This is a genomic window from Celeribacter sp., assembly GCF_048259695.1.
Taxonomy (GTDB): Bacteria; Pseudomonadota; Alphaproteobacteria; order Rhodobacterales; family Rhodobacteraceae; genus Celeribacter.
Genome location: NZ_JBLXHL010000001.1, coordinates 688,448 through 707,208 on the forward strand (window position 1 = coordinate 688,448; position 18,761 = coordinate 707,208).

An 18,761-nucleotide genomic window follows, 5' to 3' on the forward strand; every position below is an offset into this window, starting at 1 on the left:
CCCAAGTCACCACCTGAGTGCGCTAACATCGGGCGAAAAATGGCCCGCAGACCGCGAAAAATATAAAGTGTGATCACAAATAATCTGCTGTGATCACAAATTTACAGCCGCAGCCTTGCGTTTGAAATCATACGGAAAACCTGTGTGAAACCGTCAGGATTAGAGCGCGCCCGCACCCGCGCGCCGCCCCTGCCGCCGTCAACCGCCCGCCGGTTTCACGCCGCAGGATGCGGGTCGCACCGCGTCGAAACCACCCCCGAAACGGCAACAGCGACAGGTTGCGCCCGATCCCCACGGCCCCGTGCGCGATGCGGCGCACCGCCCGCGCAAATTCGTCCGTTTCACGCAGGCAACAGACCGCAAAGGCCCGAAACAGCGCACCACAGTAACGGCGCATCACGGCATGATATCGTTAAGGGGGCGCGCCTCAGCCGCAATCAGAGCGGCATCAAGGCCCAGTAATCAAGATCAAGCAAGACATCGGGGTGATATTTGCCCGTGTCCGTTTTGAGCGCAAACTCGGGCGCGCCGTGTTTGTAGGCCACCAAGCGCAACCGCACCGCGCCGACACCCGATGTCGCCGTCTCTGCCTTGTCGAGCACCTCGGAATAGGCCCGCACCGTATCGCCCGCAAAGCACGGGTTGGCATGTGCGCCACCGTTCAGCCCCACGATCATCTGCGCGTTGGCCAAACCGTTGAACGACAACGCCCGCGCCATGGAGATCACATGACCCCCATAGATCAGCCGCTTGCCATCGGCGCGGTTGGTCGCGTCGAAATGCACCTTGGCCGTGTTTTGCCACAGGCGCGTGGCCACCATGTGTTCGGCCTCCTCGATGGTCACACCATCCACATGGTCGATCTTTTCGCCCACCTCGTAATCGCCGAACCGGTGCGGCTCTCCGGCGAGGGTGAAATTGTAGCCGGTGAAGTTCAGCCCCTCAGGGATCACCAGATCCTCGGGATGCAGAACCGGCTTCAAATCGGGGATCACCGTTTCGGGCGCGGGCGCGTCGAGATCGCATTTGCGCACCATCACCCAACGCACGTATTCAAGAACCGCCTCATTGCGCTGATTGAACCCCGTGGTGCGGACCCAGACCACACCCGACTGTCCGTTCGAGTTCTGCTTGAGACCGATCACCTCGGACACAGAGCGCAACGTGTCGCCCTCAAACACGGGGCTCAGCCACCGCGCTTCGGCATAGCCGAGATTGGCCACCGCATTGAGCGACACATCAGGGACGGTTTTGCCGAACACCACATGGAACGTGATCAGATCATCCAGCGGCGATTTTTCCAGACCACATTGCGCCGCAAAAACGTCAGAGGACGCGAGCGCGTGACGGGCGGGATAAAGCGCGTGATACAGCGCCCGCTCGCCCCCCGACACCGTGCGCGGCACGGCGTGCTCGATCACCTGACCGATGGCGTAGTCTTCGAAAAATCGTCCTGAATTGGTCTTCATCTCTCTACTCTTTTCAATGGCTGTCGGGCGGAGATCGCGCGTGGGCCTGCGCATCCCGCCCGATCAGGGGGCCTAAAGCTGACCCAGTTTCACGTCGGGAGAATACACCCCCTCTGCCTCCTTTGTGACCGCCTGCGCACAGCGCATGCGCCCCGTGCTTTCGTCATAGGCGTAGGCGGGGGAGCCGTGCAGCTCCCACCCCTTGTTCAAGGCGTCCGTCACCTTGTGACAAAACGCCGATGTGTCATCCTCGGTCAGCAAACGGTACGCCCGCATCCTAGCCTCCCATCGGGAACGGCGACGGGCCGATCCACATATGCAGACCACCAATGGCGAGGTAGACCACGAGTGTGATGATGACCAAACGGATATCGCCCGCTTTCGAGCCACCACGATAGGGCGTGAACCCGGGGTCCTGCTTGTTGATCACGGTCATCTCCCACAGCGACCACACCAACATGCCGCCGAACAGAACAAGGCTCGCCACGTCCGTGTTCACCAACAGGTGCGCCACGGCCCAGACCAACATGCCCGTCAACATCGGGTGACGCATCTTGGCCCGCAGGCGGCTTTTGGAATTGCCCAAACCGAACAGGCCCACCGCGACAAGCATCAACAGGTTGTTGATATGGCGGAAAAAATCGGGCGTCGAATACAGATCGTATGTCTGCGCAGAGCGATAGCCCACCACCATCAGAACCACGGATACAATCAGGACAATCGCAATCGGCCCGCGGCCCTTTGCGCCCATATTGGCCCGCGCATCGGGTGCGAGGCGTTTGAACAAATGGGCGCCGCTCCACAGCAGCACCCCCAGAATAAGTAGACCCATAATATACTCCCTGCTCTCGTGCGGGCCGTTACCCGACGGATTGAATGGCTTCGTGTTTGGCAAGCGTTGCCCGTGCCGTCACGATATGCAGGTTTTCAACGATTTTACCATCCACAACCGCCACGCCTTCGCCTTTCGCCTCGGCCTCCTCGAAGGCCGCGATCTGGCGCCGTGCGAGGTCCACTTCCGCCTCGGAGGGCGCAAAGGCGGCATTGGCGATATCAAGTTGCGCCGGGTGGATCAGGGTCTTGCCGTCAAAGCCCATGTCGCGGCCCTGATCGCATTCGGCTTTGAGCCCCGCCTCATCCTTGAACGCATTATAAACACCGTCGAGCGCCACAAGCCCGTAGGCCCGCGCGGCGATCAGGCACAGGTGCAGCCCGCCCATCATCGGCAGGCGGTCGGTGCGAAAACGCGTGTTCAGCTCTTTCGCCAGATCATTGGTGCCCATCACAAACCCCGCCATACGCGGGTGGGCGGCGATCCCGGCCGCGTTGATCATGCCAAGCGGCGTCTCCATCATGGCCCACAGCGGCACATCGGGAATGGCCTGTGCCAGATCCTCGACCATCGCCGCGCTCTCGACCTTTGGCAGCAGGATGCCGTCGATATCCGCACCCGCGAAGGCCGCCACATCATCGCGGCCCCAAGGCGTGTCAAACCCGTTCACACGGACAATCTTTGCCCGATTGCCATAGCCGCCCGCCTTGAGCGTCTCCACGAGCAAGGCGCGGGCGTTGACCTTTTCCTCGGGCGCCACCGCATCCTCGAGGTCAAACAAAATCGCGTCACAGGCGAGCCCCTTGGCCTTCTCCAAAGCGCGCTCTTTCGAGCCGGGGATATAAAGAGCGGAACGATAGGGGCGGGCCTGCGTCATGATTCTTCCTTCGGGATTCTTTTGGTGAGCAATATTGTTGCGCAAGAGGCCACAGATGCGCACCATTATGCAAGGTCAAATTTGCCGCAATGCAGAAAAATCACGCCCGTCGCCACCTCAACCACCCCGTTTTGCCAACATTTTTCCGCCGACCCCACGCCGACCCCACGCAACGCCTCGCTGCGTTAACCTGTTTTTGACACCCCTCGGGCAGGCTTTCGGATGACCGCCGACCAGCGGGAGGAACGCAAAGCTGCGCAAAGCGTGGAACATATCGGGCAATGGCCCAAACGGTTCGGCTGACACAACACGGGACACCCCCGATGTCAGAAAGGACGACATATGACACACGCTTTCAACCGCGCCCTGCCTGCCGCCCTCGCGGCCCTCGTGATGACCACCGCCCCCGCGTTCGCGCAATCGGCCTGCGCCGCCCGGGACCAGATCATCACCCGCCTTCAGGATAAATACGGCGAAAGCCGCCAATCCATCGGGCTTGCCCCCAACAGTGGCGTGTTCGAGGTCTACGCCTCGAATGAAACCGGCACATGGACGATCCTCGTCACCCAACCCAACGGGCAATCCTGCCTCGTGGCCTCGGGACGTGCGTTCGAAACACTGGCCGAGGCCGCCGTGGCCAAAGGCGAAGACGCCTAAGCCCGCGCGTTACGTCAGGGCGTCAAAAATCAGCTTGGAGCCCGTAACCACAAGGAAAATATAGGCCAGAGCAAAGAACAGCCTGTCCGACATCTTGTGGTGCAAATAGGCGCCGGCCAACACGCCCAAGATGGCAAAGGGGAACAACATCGCATCCGCTTTGAACGTGTCGGCGCTAAAAATCCCGACCATGAAATAGGGAATGAACTTGAGCAGGTTCACCGCCCAGAACACGATCACGCTCGTCGCCTGATAGGTGGTCTTGTCCATCTTCTGGCTGAGCAGATACACGGCGGCGGGTGGCCCGCCCGCGTGGGAGATGAACGAGGTGAACCCCGTCACTGCGCCCCAGAACAACCCGCCCTTGGCGCCCATTCTGACCTTTGGCTGCGGGATCCACCCCTTGGCCTTGGCGCCCTGATAGATCACGAACCCGATCGCCACGACACCGATCAGAAAACGGAACACATCGGGCGAGGCAATCCCGTAAAGCACGCCCCCAAGCGCAATCCCGGGAACCGCACCAATGATCAGTTGACGCGCCACGGGCCAGTCCCATTTGCGCCAGAACACCCGGATGGCCGTCACATCCATGATCATCAACAGCGGCAACATCAGCCCCACCGCCTGACCCGGCGTGAGAATCAACGCCAGAAACGGCGTGGCCGCAAAGGCCGCCGCCGACCCAAATCCCCCCTTGGACATCCCCGCAAAAATAACCGCCGGAATGGCAAAGGCGAAAAAATGTGCATCAAATAACATGAGGGTGTCCAAATTTTTCAAGGGGCGGCTTTTCTTGATGAATAAGGGCAAGTTACCGCTAACGCTAGCCCCCACAGATGTGTTCTGCAGCGCAGCGGGCTTGCGCGAATGCGGCGGACGGGCTACCCATGCGCCCGATTTCATCGTGATTTCGTCCAACAAACTGGAGTTATGAAAATGGCCAGACCCAAGATTGCCCTTATCGGCGCAGGTCAAATCGGCGGCACACTCGCCCACCTCGCAGCAATCAAAGAACTCGGCGACGTCGTCCTGTTCGACATCGCAGAAGGCACCCCGCAAGGCAAAGCCCTCGACATCGCAGAGTCCGGTCCCTCCGAAGGCTTCGACGCCAAACTCAAAGGCACCACCGATTACGCCGACATCGCGGGCGCAGACGTCTGTATCGTCACCGCCGGTGTTCCGCGCAAACCCGGCATGTCGCGCGACGACCTGCTTGGCATCAACCTCAAAGTTATGAAATCCGTCGGCGAAGGCATCAAAGAGCATGCTCCGAACGCCTTCGTGATCTGCATCACCAACCCGCTCGACGCGATGGTTTGGGCGCTGCAACAGTACTCCGGCCTGCCCACGAACAAAGTGGTCGGCATGGCGGGTGTGCTCGATTCCGCGCGCTTCCGTCACTTCCTCTCGGTTGAGTTCGATGTCTCCATGAAAGACGTCACCGCCTTTGTTCTGGGCGGCCACGGCGACACCATGGTCCCCTCCACACGCTACTCCACCGTGGGCGGCATCCCGCTCCCCGATCTGGTCGAGATGGGTTGGACCACACAGGAAAAACTGGACGCGATCATTCAGCGCACCCGTGATGGCGGTGCCGAAATCGTTGGCCTGCTGAAAACCGGCTCCGCCTTCTACGCGCCCGCGACATCAGCCATCGAGATGGCCGAAGCCTTCCTCAAGGACCAACGCCGCCTCCTGCCCTGCGCCGCCTATTGCGACGGCGAACTGGGTCTCGACGGTTTCTACGTTGGCGTGCCGACCATCATCGGCGCGAACGGCATCGAAAAAGTCGTGGACATCAAACTGTCCAAAGAAGAGCAGGCCATGTTCGACAAATCCGTTGAGGCCGTCAAAGGTCTCGTTGAGGCGTGCAAAGCCATCGACGGCAACCTGTCCTAAGTCAGGCGCCCTTGGCAACAGATCGAATTGGAAAGGGCCTGCGCACACCGCGCGGGCCTTTTTCGCATTGAGCCTCGCATCAAACGGGCCGGAGGTCGCCCCTGACATCCGCTCCGACCGGCACGCCCCCTTTGTGCAAAGGCCCTGTGCGCGGGCGTTTGATTCGGGCAAAGCCGCCAAATCCTATTTGTGATCACACTTTTTACGACTGTGATCACAAAATGGCGAAACATGGCTATTTTACCGCTAACACAACAAAAAACCGTTTCTTAAGACTATTCGTGTGTGTCATGTCCTCGGGTAACCGAAAAAGGATAGGACAGTTCTATGAATATCCACGAGTATCAGGCCAAGTGCCTCCTCAAGGAATATGGCGCCCCCGTCTCCGATGGGCGCGTTGTTTTGAACGCAAACGACGCGAAAGCGGCCGCAGGTGAGCTTGACGGCCCGCTGTGGGTTGTCAAAGCGCAAATCCACGCAGGTGGCCGCGGCAAGGGCTCTTTCAAAGAGGCCAACGCCGGTGAAAAGGGCGGTGTCCGCCTTGCCAAATCCGTGGAAGAAGCCGCACAGGAAGCCAATCGTATGCTCGGCCACACTCTGGTCACGCACCAGACCGGCCCCGCAGGCAAACAGGTCAACCGCGTCTACATCGAAGACGGCTCCGACATCGAACGCGAACTCTACCTCGCCCTTCTCGTGGATCGCCAGACATCGCGCGTCTCCATCGTGGCCTCCACCGAAGGTGGCATGGACATCGAGGAAGTGGCCGAGAACACCCCCGAAAAGATCCTGTCCTTCTCCATTGATCCCGCCACGGGTTTCCAGGGCTACCACGGTCGTCGCGTCGCCTTCTCGCTTGGCCTCGAGGGCAAGCAGATCAAACAATGCGCACAGTTGCTCGCCAACCTGTACCGCCTGTTCATCGAAAAAGACATGGAGATGCTCGAAATCAACCCGCTGATCGTGACACCGGCGGGCGATTTGAAATGTCTCGACTGCAAAGCGGGCTTTGACGGCAACGCGCTGTACCGCCACGCCGACATCGTGGGTCTGCGCGACGAGACCGAAGAAGACCCCAAAGAGTTGGCGGCCTCCCAACACGACCTCAACTACATCGCCCTCGACGGCGAAATCGGTTGCATGGTGAACGGCGCGGGTCTGGCGATGGCCACAATGGACATCATCAAACTATACGGCGCAGAGCCTGCCAACTTCCTCGACGTGGGGGGTGGCGCGACCAAAGAAAAAGTGACCGAAGCGTTCAAGATCATCACCTCTGACCCCAACGTCAAAGGCATCCTCGTGAACATCTTTGGTGGCATCATGCGCTGTGACGTCATCGCCGAGGGCGTGATCGCCGCGGTGAAAGAAGTGGGCCTCAAGGTGCCGCTCGTTGTCCGCCTCGAAGGCACCAACGTGGAGCTTGGCAAAGAGATCATCAACAACTCCGACGTTGACGTGATCGCCGCCGACGACCTCAAAGACGGCGCCCAGAAAATCGTTAAAGCAGTGAAGGGCTAACAGACATGGCAATTCTCGTAGACGAAAACACCAAAGTCATCTGTCAGGGCTTCACCGGCTCGCAGGGCACCTTCCACTCCGAACAGGCCATCGCCTACGGCACCAAAATGGTTGGCGGCGTGACCCCCGGCAAAGGTGGATCGACCCACCTTGACCTGCCTGTGTTCAACTCCGTGCATGAGGCGAAACACGTCACCGAGGCAAACGCGTCGGTGATCTACGTGCCGCCCCCCTTTGCCGCCGATTCCATCCTTGAGGCGATCGACGCCGAAATGGAACTGATCATCTGCATCACCGAGGGCATTCCCGTGCTCGACATGATGAAGGTGAAACGCGCCCTCGAAGATAGCAAATCGCGCCTCATCGGCCCGAACTGCCCCGGTGTCATCACACCCGATGCGTGCAAGATCGGCATCATGCCCGGCCACATCCATCGCCGTGGCTCCGTGGGCGTTGTGTCCCGCTCCGGCACGCTGACCTATGAAGCCGTGAAACAGACCTCCGATCTCGGCCTCGGCCAATCCACGGCTGTGGGCATCGGCGGCGACCCGATCAAAGGCACCGAACACATCGACGTGCTCGACATGTTCCTCGACGATCCCGAAACCCACTCGATCATCATGATCGGTGAAATCGGCGGCTCCGCCGAAGAGGAAGCCGCGGCATTCCTCGCCGAGCAGCGCAAAAAGGGCCGTTGGAAACCCACCGCCGGCTTCATCGCCGGTCGCACCGCCCCTCCCGGCCGTCGCATGGGCCACGCAGGCGCCATCGTCGCAGGCGGCAAAGGCGATGCGGAAAGCAAGATCGAAGCGATGAAATCCGCAGGTATCGTTGTGGCCGACAGCCCCGCCACCCTTGGCGAAGCTGTGATGGAAGCCATCAAGAACGGCTAAACCGTACGGGGTGTCTGTCACGCCACCCCGCTCTTTCATGCCTGCGCCCCGACAAAACGGGGCGCAGGCGTACGCACGTAAGGCGATGCGCGCCAAAACAGCACCAACAACCCTGCGCAACAGCGCCCCAGAAAGGTCACACCGATGAACGACCAAAGCCCGAACGATACCTTCCACGCGTCCTCTTTCATGCAGGGCCATAACGCGGAATACCTCGAACAGGTTTACGCGCAATACACCCAGGACCCCGCATCCGTGGATGCCTCCTGGGCGGAGTTCTTCGACGCACTCGGAGATGCCGCGGGCGATGTGCAGGCAGAGGCCGCCGGTCCCTCATGGGCGCGTGCCGACTGGCCCCCCGTTCCCAACGACGACCTGACGGCCGCCCTTGACGGTCAATGGACCGAACCCGCCGTGGTCGAACAAAAGATCAAGGCAAAAGCCGCCGAAAAGAACGTCGATATCTCCGAGGATGCCGTAAAACGCGCCGTTCTGGACAGTGTGCGCGCGTTGATGATCATCCGCGCCTACCGGATCCGTGGCCACCTCGTCGCAGACCTCGACCCGCTCGGTATGCGCGAAAGCACGCCGCACCCCGAACTGGACCCGAAATCCTACGGCTTCACCGATGCCGACATGGATCGTCCGATTTTCCTCGATCAGGTGCTTGGCCTGCAAACCGCCTCCATGCGCACCATTCTCGAAATCGTCAAACGCACCTATTGCGGCACCTTCGCACTGCAATACATGCATATCTCCAACCCCGAAGAGGCCGGATGGCTCAAAGAGCGCATCGAGGGCTACGGCAAGGAAATCGCCTTCACCCGCGAGGGCCGCAAAGCCATCCTCAACAAACTGGTCGAGGCCGAGGGTTTTGAGAAATTCCTGCACGTCAAATACATGGGGACCAAGCGTTTCGGCCTTGATGGCGGCGAAAGCCTCATCCCCGCGATGGAACAGATCATCAAACGCGGCGGCAACCTCGGCGCACAAGAGATCGTGATCGGCATGCCCCACCGTGGCCGCCTGTCCGTTCTGGCCAACGTGATGAGCAAACCCTACCGCGCGATTTTCAACGAATTTCAGGGCGGGTCGTTCAAACCCGAGGATGTCGACGGGTCCGGCGATGTGAAATATCACCTCGGGGCCTCGTCCGACCGCGAATTCGACGGGAACAAGGTCCACCTGTCGCTGACCGCCAACCCCTCGCACCTTGAGGCGGTGAACCCCGTTGTGCTCGGCAAGTGCCGCGCCAAGACCGACCAGAACAACGATCCCTTGCGCACCTCGGTCATTCCGATCCTGTTGCACGGTGACGCGGCCTTTGCCGGTCAGGGCGTTGTGGCCGAATGTTTCGGCCTCTCGGGTCTGCGCGGCCACCGCACCGGCGGGACGATCCACATCGTGGTGAACAACCAGATCGGCTTTACCACCGCGCCGCACTTCTCGCGCTCCTCACCCTATCCGACGGACAACGCGCTTGTGGTCGAGGCCCCGATTTTCCACGTCAACGGCGACGATCCCGAGGCCGTGGTCCACGCCGCCAAAGTGGCCACCGAGTTCCGCCAGAAATTCCACAAGGACGTGGTGATCGACATCTTCTGTTACCGCCGGTTCGGTCACAACGAAGGCGACGAGCCGATGTTCACCAACCCCGCGATGTACAACCGCATCAAGCGTCACAAAACCACGCTGCAACTGTACACCGAACGCCTCGTTCAGGACGGCCTCATTCCCGAGGGCGAGATCGAGGATATGAAAGCGGCGTTCCAGTCCCACCTGAACGAAGAGTTCGAGGCGGGCAAGGATTACAAACCGAACAAGGCCGACTGGCTTGATGGCCGTTGGAAACACCTCAACGCCGAGGGCGAAGAGTACCAGCGCGGCGAAACCGCTATCTCCCCGGACACCATGGCCGACGTCGGCCGTGGCCTGACCACCCATCCGGCCGAGTTCAACATCCACAAAACCGTGGCCCGTCAACTCGAGGCCAAGGCAAAGATGTTCGAAACGGGCGAAGGCTTCGATTGGGCAACCGGCGAGGCAATTGCCTTTGGCTCGCTCCTGACCGAGGGCTACCCCGTGCGTCTTGCCGGTCAGGACAGCACACGCGGCACCTTCTCACAGCGCCATTCGGGTCTCATCGACCAGGGGTCCGAGGATCGCTACTACCCGCTCAACTCCATCCGCGAAGGCCAAGCCAACTACGAAGTCATCGATTCCATGCTCTCCGAGTATGCGGTTCTGGGCTTTGAATACGGCTACTCGCTTGCCGAACCGAACGCACTGACCCTGTGGGAAGCCCAGTTCGGCGACTTCGCCAACGGCGCACAGATCATGTTCGACCAGTTCATCTCATCGGGCGAAAGCAAATGGCTGCGCATGTCGGGTCTCGTCATGTTGCTGCCGCACGGCTACGAGGGCCAGGGGCCGGAGCACTCCTCCGCCCGCCTTGAACGCTTCTTGCAAATGTGTGGTCAGGACAACTGGATCGTCGCCAACTGCACGACCCCTGCGAACTACTTCCACATCCTGCGGCGCCAGTTGCACCGCTCTTACCGCAAACCGCTTGTTCTGATGACGCCGAAATCCCTGCTACGCCACAAACTCGCAACCTCCGTGGCCGCCGATTTCACCACCGGATCGTCGTTCCACCGCGTGTTGTGGGATGATGCCGATGCCAACCACAGAACCGGCAAATCCGACATCACGCTGAAGTCCGACAAAGACATCAAACGCGTCGTGATCTGCTCGGGCAAAGTCTACTATGACCTGCTCGAGGCCCGCGATGCCGCCGGACAGGACGACATTTACATCATGCGTCTCGAACAGTTCTATCCCTTCCCTGCCCTCTCCATGGTCAAGGAACTGGAGCGCTTCAAAGGCGCCGAGATCGTCTGGTGCCAAGAAGAGCCCAAGAACCAGGGCGCATGGACCTTTGTCGAACCGAACCTCGAATGGGTCCTCACCCGCATCAAAGCCAAACACACCCGCCCCGTTTACGCGGGCCGCAACGCCTCCGCATCACCCGCCACGGGTCTTGCATCCCAGCACAAAGCACAACAAGCAGCGCTCGTGAATGACGCGCTCAACATCGAAGGGTAATCCAATGTCCGTAGAAGTCCGCGTCCCGACCCTTGGCGAAAGCGTCACCGAGGCCACCGTTGCCACATGGTTCAAAAAGCCCGGCGATACCGTGGCTGTCGACGAAATGCTCTGTGAGCTCGAAACCGACAAAGTCACCGTCGAAGTGCCCTCCCCCGCCGCGGGGACACTGGGCGAAATCATCGCCGCCGAGGGCGACACCGTTGGTGTCGATGCCCTGCTTGCAACCCTCTCCGAGGGCGCAGGTGCGGCCCCCGCCCCCGCCGCCAAAACCGAAAGCCCCGCAGCCGCAAAAGGCGGCAGCACCGTCGACGTGATGGTGCCGACCCTTGGCGAATCCGTCACCGAGGCCACCGTGTCCACATGGTTCAAATCCGTGGGCGATACCGTGGCTCAGGACGAAATGCTGTGCGAACTTGAAACCGACAAAGTGTCGGTCGAGGTCCCGTCCCCCGCCGCGGGCGTGCTGACCGAAATCGTCGCAAACGAGGGCGACACCGTTGACGCCACCGCCAAACTCGCCGTGATCTCCTCGGGGACAGGCGCCGCCGCACCGGCCCCCGCAGCCGCCGCACCTGCCCCCGCCTCATCGGGCGGCAAGGACGTCGAAAACGCACCCTCCGCCAACAAACTGATGGCGGAAAAAGGCATCTCCGCCGCGTCTGTGACCGCCACAGGCAAAGACGGCCGCATCATGAAAGAAGATGTGATGAAAGCGATCAATTCCCCCGCCGCGGCAGCCCCCGCACCCGCCGCCGCGAAACGTGCGCCCTCTGCGCCCGACGACGCATCCCGCGAAGAGCGCGTCAAAATGACCAAACTGCGCCAGACCATCGCGCGCCGCCTCAAAGAGAGCCAGAACACCGCCGCGATGCTCACCACCTACAACGAGGTCGACATGACCGAGGTGATGGCCCTGCGCAACGAATACAAAGACCTCTTTCTCAAAAAGCACGGCGTCAAACTGGGCTTCATGTCCTTCTTCACCAAGGCCTGTGTCCACGCGCTCAACGAAGTTCCCGAAGTGAACGCCGAGATCGACGGCACCGATGTGGTCTACAAAAACTTCGTCCACATGGGCATCGCTGCGGGCACACCGCAGGGCCTCGTGGTGCCCGTGATCCGCAACGCCGACGCCATGTCATTCGCCGACATCGAGAAAGCGATTGCCGAAAAAGGGGCGCGTGCGCGTGACGGCAAACTGTCGATGGCCGAAATGCAGGGCGGCACCTTCACCATCTCCAACGGTGGTGTCTACGGCTCGCTGATGTCCTCGCCCATCCTCAACCCGCCACAGTCGGGCATCCTCGGCATGCACAAAATCCAGGACCGCCCGATGGCGATCAACGGTCAAGTTGTGATCCGTCCGATGATGTATCTCGCCCTGTCCTACGATCACCGCATCGTCGACGGCAAAGGCGCCGTAACCTTCCTCGTGCGCGTCAAAGAAGCACTGGAAGATCCCCGTCGTCTGTTGATGGATCTGTAAGAGGTACGTTTGATGCGTCGCCCATTGGCTCTCATTATTGCAGGCTCAGGCATTGGGCTGTTTATCGGTCTCTCGATCGGAATTGCCGCTGGTGGCACTGCATATAATGGAGCCGTTTTTCTAGTTCCACTCGGCGCATTTATCGGCTGGCTAATCTCGACAAAAAGCGATCAAGCTGAAGACTTGTCCAACAACTCCCCATCGCCGATCTCTGAACAGGGAGGCGGTGGGGCAGAACGGTTCGGGGAAGGAATCGGGGCGGTCGTTTCATCGGCCCTCACTATAGCGGCAACAGTATGGAACTTTCACATAGACCTACTTCAGTTGCTCGGCTTGCTACCAACCTTCATCAAGCAACCGCTTCTCTTCTTAGGTTTAGCAATCGTCGCAACAATGCTGTTCCCTCCCTTTTTAGTTGTGTATTTTTTTTGTTGGCTTGGCGCATCTCACTTCGGAATTTCCGAAGAGGGACAATATAGAGCAATCATAAAATGACCCCTGACCTCATCCCCCTCGCCCTCGTAGGCCTCATGCACATCGCGCAATTCGTGGTGGCCTCTTACATGGCCAATGTCGATCTTGGGCCGGGTTACACCACCTCCCCCCGCGACCGTGCGCCAAGCCGCGAGATGCGCATCACCACCGCGCGGATGTTGCGCGCCTATGACAACCACGTTCAGATGTTTCCGTTCTTTGCCGCCGCCCTGCTCGCCCTGCACGTCACGGGCCAGACAAGCGGCGTGACCCTTGCCGCCGCTTGGGTCTATCTGGCGGCGCGACTGGTCTATATTCCTGCCTACGCTCTTGGGTGGAAACCGTGGCGCTCCTATGTTTGGATCGTTGCCATGGCCTCCGTCGCCACGCTCTTTCTCGCGGCTCTGTTCTGAGCCGCCCCGCCTTTCACCTCGGGTGCCTTGCTATACCCGACAAAAACAGATGACATACAGATAGCCGACACATCGCAGACAGCGATCAGACAGCGAAAATCGACCAAGGAGAAGATCATGGCTTCCTACGACGTAATCATCATCGGTGCAGGCCCCGGCGGCTATGTCTCCGCCATTCGCTGCGCCCAACTGGGTCTCAAAACCGCCGTGGTCGAGGGCCGCGAAACGCTTGGTGGCACCTGCCTCAACGTGGGTTGTATCCCGTCCAAAGCCCTGCTGCACGCCTCGCATATGCTGCATGAGGCCGAGCACAATTTCACCAAAATGGGCCTCAAGGGCAAAAGCCCCTCGGTCGATTGGCCACAGATGAAATCCTATAAGGAAGAGACGATCAGCCAGAACACCGGCGGCATCGAATTTCTCTTTAAAAAGAACAAGATCGACTGGCTCAAGGGGTGGGGTTCCATCCCTGCGGCAGGTCAGGTCAAGGTGGGCGATGATGTCCACGAGGCCAAGAATATCATCATCGCCTCTGGCTCCGTCCCGACCTCCCTGCCCGGTGTCGAGGTCGACAATGACGGCGGCGTGGTGGTCGACAGCACGGGCGCACTCGACCTGCCCAAAGTACCAAAGAAAATGGTCGTGATCGGCGCGGGTGTCATCGGTCTGGAGCTTGGCTCCGTCTACGCCCGTCTCGGCGCCGAGGTGACGGTTGTCGAATTCCTCGACACCATCACCCCCGGCATGGACGCAGAAGTCCAACGCAACTTGCAAAAAATACTGTTAAAACAGGGGCTTAAATTCACCCTCGGCGCCGCCGTCCAATCCGTCGACGCCGCGAAATCCAAGGCCAAAGTGACCTATAAACTGCGCAAGGACGACTCGGAACACACCATCGATACCGATGTCGTTCTGGTCGCCACAGGCCGCAAACCCTTCACCGACGGGCTCGGGCTCGCGGACCTCGGCGTCGAGATGACCGAGCGCGGCCAGATCAAAACCGACGCCCATTGGGCCACCTCCGTCAAAGGCATCTACGCCATCGGTGACGCCGTTGTCGGCCCGATGCTCGCCCACAAAGCCGAAGACGAAGGCATGGCCGTCGCCGAGGTCCTCGCGGGCAAACACGGTCACGTCAATTACGACGTGATCCCCGGCGTGATCTACACCACCCCCGAGGTCGCCTCCGTCGGCAAAACCGAACAGCAACTCAAAGAAGAGGGCCGCGCCTACAAGGTCGGAAAATTCTCCTTTATGGCCAACGCCCGCGCCAAAGCCGTGCAGCAAGGCGACGGTTTTGTGAAGATGCTCGTCGACAAAGACACCGACCGCGTTCTGGGCTGTCACATCATCGGACCGGGTGCGGGCGATCTGATCCACGAGGTCTGCGTGACGATGGAATACGGCGGCTCGGCACAAGATATCGCGCTGACCTGTCACGCCCACCCGACCTTCTCGGAAGCGGTGCGCGAGGCGGCACTGGCCTGCGGCGACGGCGCCATTCACGCTTGAGTTTCAAAGAGATACAACGAACAAAGGGCGGCCTGCGGGCGGCCCTTTTTTATGGCGCCGCGTGCGGGACGGCCCTACCCGGCCTTTGAAATTTCGGCCATCCGGTCGGCGTGTTCACGGCGCAGGGTGCGGCGCATGTCGGCGGCCCGCCACCGTTTGCGATCCAGTGTGGTTTCGGGTTGAAACTGCGGGGCCTCGACTGATTTTCCGGCATCATCAACCGCCACCATGGTGAAATAACACGAATTGGTGTGGCGCACGATCTGGGTGCGGATGTTCTCCGCCTCCACCCGAATCCCGATCTCCATGGAGGTGCGGCCAACAAAGTTCACGGACGCGCGAAAATGCACCAGTTCGCCCACATGAATAGGCTCTTTGAACACCACCTGATCGACGGAAAGCGTCACCGCATATTCGCCCGAATAGCGCGAGGCGCATGAAAACGCGACAAGGTCGAGCAGCTTGAGCAACGCGCCGCCATGCACCTTGCCCGAAAAATTCGCCATGTCGGGCGTCATGAGTTCGGTCATTTCTAAAAAGCGGTGTTGGGGCATCCGGCCTCTCCTTACACAGTCAGCATCCGCAGGCCTTGGGTGACATCCGAGCGCACCGCCAACCGCAAACCCGGCTCGTCCCCCGCCTTGAGCGCCGCCACGATCAAACGGTGGTTATGCGGGACTTCCGTCCGGTTGAGCCGCGCATAAAGGGCGCGCATGGTCGGCCCGAGTTGTAGCCACACCGTCTCGGTCAGCGCCAACATCGCAGGGGCCTGAGCGCGCAAATAGAGCGTGCGGTGAAAATCCAGATTGGCCCGCAGATAGCCTACATCATCGTGTTTTGCCACGGCCTCGGCGATCACGGCATTGGCACTTTGCAGCCGCTCAATGAGCGCCATATGGGCGCGGGGCAAAGCCCGTGAGGCCAGTTCCGGCTCGATCAGGGCGCGAATGGAGGCCAGTTCCTCGATCCGTTCACTGGTCAACGCGGGGGTGCTCACGCGCCCCGAGGCCGACAGCTGCAACCCGCCATCCGCCACCAAACGGCGGACGGCCTCACGGGCGGGGGTCATCGAGACATCGTACATTTTGCCAATGCCGCGCAGGGTCAGCGCCGCACCGGGTTTGAACTCGCCATGCATGATCTTGGTCCGCAACGCGCGGTAAACGCGGTCATGCGCGGCTGTGCTTGTATCCGAGGGGCGTGGAATGGGCGTAATCATAGGCGCACTGTGATCACAAACCACGGGGCGGTCAACGCGAGAAATCCCATGCGTGCAACTCTTGGCCATGAACGCGCAGCCAGTCACGGTGACGGCGATAGTCAGGACACACACGGGCGACGTTGGCCCAATAGGCGGCGCTGTGGTTCATTTCCAACAGATGCGCCACCTCGTGAGCCGCCACATAGTCCAACACCACCTCAGGGGCCATCACAAGCCGCCACGAATACATCAGGTTGCCGTCCGAGGTACACGATCCCCACCGCGACCGTGTGTCCCGAATGGTGATCTTTCCGAACGAGACACCAAGCGCCTTTGCGTAATGGTCCGAGGCCTCCCGCAAACGGGTGCGGGCCTGTAGCTTGAGATAGGCCGTGATCCGCGCCGTCAGCATATCCTCACCGCCGGGCACCACGAGGCAGCCCGCATCCACGCGCGCCGTGCGACCTGTGCCGCGGGTAATCTCCAATGGATCGCCCAGAACGGGAATTGTCACCCCGAACGCAGGGCGGCGCACAGGCGTCTGACAATCCAGTTGCCGCCGCAGCCACATTTCCTTTTCACGCACAAAGGCCACCGCCTCGCGTTCGGGAACATGGCGCGGCATGGTCAACGTCACCCGCCCATCCAGTCGCGACACGCGCAACGACAACCGCCGTGCCTGAGCCGAACGGCGCAAAGCAACCCGCACGGGGGGCGCCCCCTCCAAAATGAATTCAGCCATGAGAGATCCGCAATATCGACCCAGAGGCTTGCAGGCATAGCCTGTGCGCCGCCCGAGAGCCACCACGTTCACGCAAAATCAACCCAAAAGCCTTTGACACCCTGCCCGTGATATGGCATGGCCCGTGAAATCTCCAATAATGGACATGACTTTACGAAAGGGATTGCAATGCCCAACGAGGAATGGGGTATAAAGCGCGTCTGCCCGACCACGGGTAAACGGTTTTACGACCTGAACAAAGACCCGATCGTGTCGCCCTACACGGGTGAAACCGTGACGTTTGACGCCAACAACAAAACACACGTTGCCGTCGAAAAGACGAAACCCGCACCGGAAGACGTCGAAGACGACGAAGATGATCTGTTGGTTGACGACGATGACGACATCGATCTCGATGACGATCTGTTGGACGACGACGAAGACGACAACGTGTCGCTCGACGAAATCGCCGATGTTGCTGCCGACGACGACGATTAATTCGTCTATGTGATTTTTGTACTTGCACTCGATTGCGAGTCAAAATAGATAGCGCGGGCGGGCGGACAACGCCCCCCGCACAACAGCCCGAAAGGTTGTTACCCACTTGGTTTTTGGGGCCTTAGCTCAGCTGGGAGAGCGCCTGCATGGCATGCAGGAGGTCAGCGGTTCGATCCCGCTAGGCTCCACCAAAACCTCACCTCCCGATCCGTTTCGAACACCTTGGCAAATAAATGCGCGACCCGATGCGTTTGGTCGGGGCACTTGATGCGCCGTGACGTCGGTTCTCCCTGTGACAGGCACACCGCGCATCCCGCTGCGCGATGATACCCCGTCACCGTGCGCCCGCACCCAATTGCCGCGAAATATCTTTCGCCATGGCGACCAGAGCCGTGCAGCAATCGCGCGACGAAATAATCGACGTGCCTGAAATCCGTTGGATAAACGGGATGGTGACGGCCGCCACGACATGACCCGAGAAATCAAACACCGGCGCCGAAATATTGTGGACCCCCGCGATGGTCAACGACGGGCTTTCGCAAAACCCTGCGTCGCGCACTTGGGCCAGATCGGCGGTAAACGCCTCATATTTGTCGACCGGTTCATAGCCCGCCTCCGCAAGCAACCGGTCCCGCGCCTCGCCGTCCATCCACGCGGCCAACACCCGCCCCGATGCCGTATCATAGAGCGGAATATGCGCACCCAGACGCACGGACGTGACATTGTTGTCCGGGCAATCCACCTGCGCGATGACCAACACCCGCCCCGAATGGATAATGCTCAGATGCATCGACTGGTTGACCTGATCGGCAAGCCGCTGCATCGCCTCGCCCGCAATGGACGTCAGACGTTTGATCGGCGGGTGGCGGTGGGCCACTTCGAACATTTTGGTGGTGAGCGAATAGCGCTCGTCCTCCGTGCGCTGCTCGACATAGCCGCGTTGGACAAGGACCATCAGCATCCGGAAAATCTCGGACGTGGTTCGCCCGAGTTGCTTGGCGATGTCGACCTGTGACAACCCTTCGGCGTCAGAGGCCAATAGTTCGAGAATATCCAAGCCCTTTGACAAAGCCGGGGCGCGGTATTTCTCGTCGTCATTCTGCTCGTCAAACTTGCTCGTCATGTGTCCTCGGGCGCCCTTGGCGGTGTTTTATCTATAGAATGTATGCCTCACCCGCAAAACAGTAGCAACACGGG

20 protein-coding genes and 1 tRNA gene are annotated in these 18,761 nt (G+C 60.2%); 11 read left to right on the top strand and 10 right to left on the bottom strand.

Features of this window, described 5'->3' with window-relative positions; translation table 11 throughout:
- Positions 1-127 precede the first annotated feature (127 nt).
- The 5 genes from ACN0Q0_RS03295 to ACN0Q0_RS03315 form a co-directional block, all read right to left on the bottom strand.
- Complete coding sequence (locus tag ACN0Q0_RS03295; protein ID WP_417241922.1) at positions 128-400, bottom strand: hypothetical protein; 273 nt, start codon at positions 398-400, stop codon at positions 128-130.
- A 37-nt stretch (positions 401-437) separates the two neighbouring features.
- Positions 438-1,469, bottom strand: a complete 1,032-nt coding sequence (locus ACN0Q0_RS03300; protein ID WP_417241923.1) for a MaoC family dehydratase — start codon at positions 1,467-1,469, stop codon at positions 438-440.
- A gap of 72 nt (positions 1,470-1,541) precedes the next feature.
- The gene (locus ACN0Q0_RS03305; RefSeq protein ID WP_417241924.1) at positions 1,542-1,745 is read right to left on the bottom strand and encodes a DUF1737 domain-containing protein; all 204 of its coding nucleotides are present in this window, start codon (positions 1,743-1,745) and stop codon (positions 1,542-1,544) included.
- 1 nt (position 1,746) lies between these two features.
- Positions 1,747-2,301 carry an NnrU family protein gene (locus ACN0Q0_RS03310; protein WP_417241925.1) on the bottom strand — a complete coding sequence of 185 codons (555 nt, stop codon included), beginning with the start codon at positions 2,299-2,301 and terminating at the stop codon, positions 1,747-1,749.
- Positions 2,302-2,329: 28 nt separating this feature from the next.
- A complete protein-coding gene (locus ACN0Q0_RS03315; protein ID WP_417241977.1) occupies positions 2,330-3,181 on the bottom strand; it encodes an HpcH/HpaI aldolase/citrate lyase family protein in 852 nt (283 codons plus the stop codon).
- A 339-nt stretch (positions 3,182-3,520) separates the two neighbouring features.
- On the opposite strand from ACN0Q0_RS03315, the gene ACN0Q0_RS03320 reads away from it, so the two are divergent.
- A complete protein-coding gene (locus tag ACN0Q0_RS03320; RefSeq protein WP_417241926.1) occupies positions 3,521-3,835 on the top strand; it encodes a hypothetical protein in 315 nt (104 codons plus the stop codon).
- Positions 3,836-3,844: 9 nt separating this feature from the next.
- Here the strand turns inward: ACN0Q0_RS03320 and ACN0Q0_RS03325 are convergent, their stop codons facing one another.
- Complete coding sequence (locus ACN0Q0_RS03325) at positions 3,845-4,597, bottom strand: sulfite exporter TauE/SafE family protein (RefSeq protein ID WP_417241927.1); 753 nt, start codon at positions 4,595-4,597, stop codon at positions 3,845-3,847.
- Between the two features lie 177 nt (positions 4,598-4,774).
- On the opposite strand from ACN0Q0_RS03325, the gene mdh reads away from it, so the two are divergent.
- The 8 genes from mdh (at position 4,775) to lpdA (ending at position 15,144) form a co-directional block, all read left to right on the top strand.
- On the top strand, positions 4,775-5,737 hold the full coding sequence (mdh, locus tag ACN0Q0_RS03330) for a malate dehydrogenase (protein WP_417241928.1): 963 nt from the start codon (positions 4,775-4,777) through the stop codon (positions 5,735-5,737).
- A 327-nt stretch (positions 5,738-6,064) separates the two neighbouring features.
- A complete protein-coding gene (gene sucC / locus ACN0Q0_RS03335; RefSeq protein ID WP_417241929.1) occupies positions 6,065-7,258 on the top strand; it encodes an ADP-forming succinate--CoA ligase subunit beta in 1,194 nt (397 codons plus the stop codon).
- A 5-nt stretch (positions 7,259-7,263) separates the two neighbouring features.
- On the top strand, positions 7,264-8,151 hold the full coding sequence (gene sucD, locus ACN0Q0_RS03340) for a succinate--CoA ligase subunit alpha (protein WP_417241930.1): 888 nt from the start codon (positions 7,264-7,266) through the stop codon (positions 8,149-8,151).
- 144 nt (positions 8,152-8,295) lie between these two features.
- Positions 8,296-11,256 (top strand): 2-oxoglutarate dehydrogenase E1 component, encoded by a 2,961-nt coding sequence (locus ACN0Q0_RS03345; protein WP_417241931.1) that lies wholly within the window; start codon positions 8,296-8,298, stop codon positions 11,254-11,256.
- Between the two features lie 4 nt (positions 11,257-11,260).
- Positions 11,261-12,745, top strand: a complete 1,485-nt coding sequence (odhB, locus tag ACN0Q0_RS03350; protein ID WP_417241932.1) for a 2-oxoglutarate dehydrogenase complex dihydrolipoyllysine-residue succinyltransferase — start codon at positions 11,261-11,263, stop codon at positions 12,743-12,745.
- A gap of 12 nt (positions 12,746-12,757) precedes the next feature.
- A complete protein-coding gene (locus ACN0Q0_RS03355; RefSeq protein ID WP_417241933.1) occupies positions 12,758-13,240 on the top strand; it encodes a hypothetical protein in 483 nt (160 codons plus the stop codon).
- The gene (locus ACN0Q0_RS03360; protein WP_417241934.1) at positions 13,237-13,632 is read left to right on the top strand and encodes an MAPEG family protein; all 396 of its coding nucleotides are present in this window, start codon (positions 13,237-13,239) and stop codon (positions 13,630-13,632) included. Before ACN0Q0_RS03355 ends, ACN0Q0_RS03360 begins: the two co-directional genes overlap by 4 nt.
- 117 nt (positions 13,633-13,749) lie before the next feature.
- Positions 13,750-15,144 carry a dihydrolipoyl dehydrogenase gene (gene lpdA, locus ACN0Q0_RS03365; RefSeq protein ID WP_417241935.1) on the top strand — a complete coding sequence of 465 codons (1,395 nt, stop codon included), beginning with the start codon at positions 13,750-13,752 and terminating at the stop codon, positions 15,142-15,144.
- Positions 15,145-15,218: 74 nt separating this feature from the next.
- Here lpdA and ACN0Q0_RS03370 read toward each other — a convergent pair whose 3' ends face one another.
- The 3 genes from ACN0Q0_RS03370 to ACN0Q0_RS03380 are packed head-to-tail and all read right to left on the bottom strand — an operon-like array spanning position 15,219 to position 17,087.
- Positions 15,219-15,698 (bottom strand): acyl-CoA thioesterase, encoded by a 480-nt coding sequence (locus ACN0Q0_RS03370; RefSeq protein ID WP_417241936.1) that lies wholly within the window; start codon positions 15,696-15,698, stop codon positions 15,219-15,221.
- Positions 15,699-15,709: 11 nt separating this feature from the next.
- Positions 15,710-16,363 (bottom strand): GntR family transcriptional regulator, encoded by a 654-nt coding sequence (locus ACN0Q0_RS03375; RefSeq protein WP_417241937.1) that lies wholly within the window; start codon positions 16,361-16,363, stop codon positions 15,710-15,712.
- 31 nt (positions 16,364-16,394) lie between these two features.
- A complete protein-coding gene (locus ACN0Q0_RS03380) occupies positions 16,395-17,087 on the bottom strand; it encodes a M48 family metallopeptidase (RefSeq protein WP_417241938.1) in 693 nt (230 codons plus the stop codon).
- 168 nt (positions 17,088-17,255) lie between these two features.
- On the opposite strand from ACN0Q0_RS03380, the gene ACN0Q0_RS03385 reads away from it, so the two are divergent.
- Positions 17,256-17,564 carry a TIGR02300 family protein gene (locus ACN0Q0_RS03385; protein ID WP_417241939.1) on the top strand — a complete coding sequence of 103 codons (309 nt, stop codon included), beginning with the start codon at positions 17,256-17,258 and terminating at the stop codon, positions 17,562-17,564.
- A gap of 115 nt (positions 17,565-17,679) precedes the next feature.
- Positions 17,680-17,755: transfer RNA gene (locus tag ACN0Q0_RS03390), tRNA-Ala, on the top strand.
- Positions 17,756-17,898: 143 nt separating this feature from the next.
- On the opposite strand, the gene ACN0Q0_RS03395 is transcribed toward ACN0Q0_RS03390, so the two are convergent.
- A complete protein-coding gene (locus tag ACN0Q0_RS03395; RefSeq protein WP_417241940.1) occupies positions 17,899-18,687 on the bottom strand; it encodes an IclR family transcriptional regulator in 789 nt (262 codons plus the stop codon).
- Between the last annotated feature and the right edge of the window lie 74 nt (positions 18,688-18,761).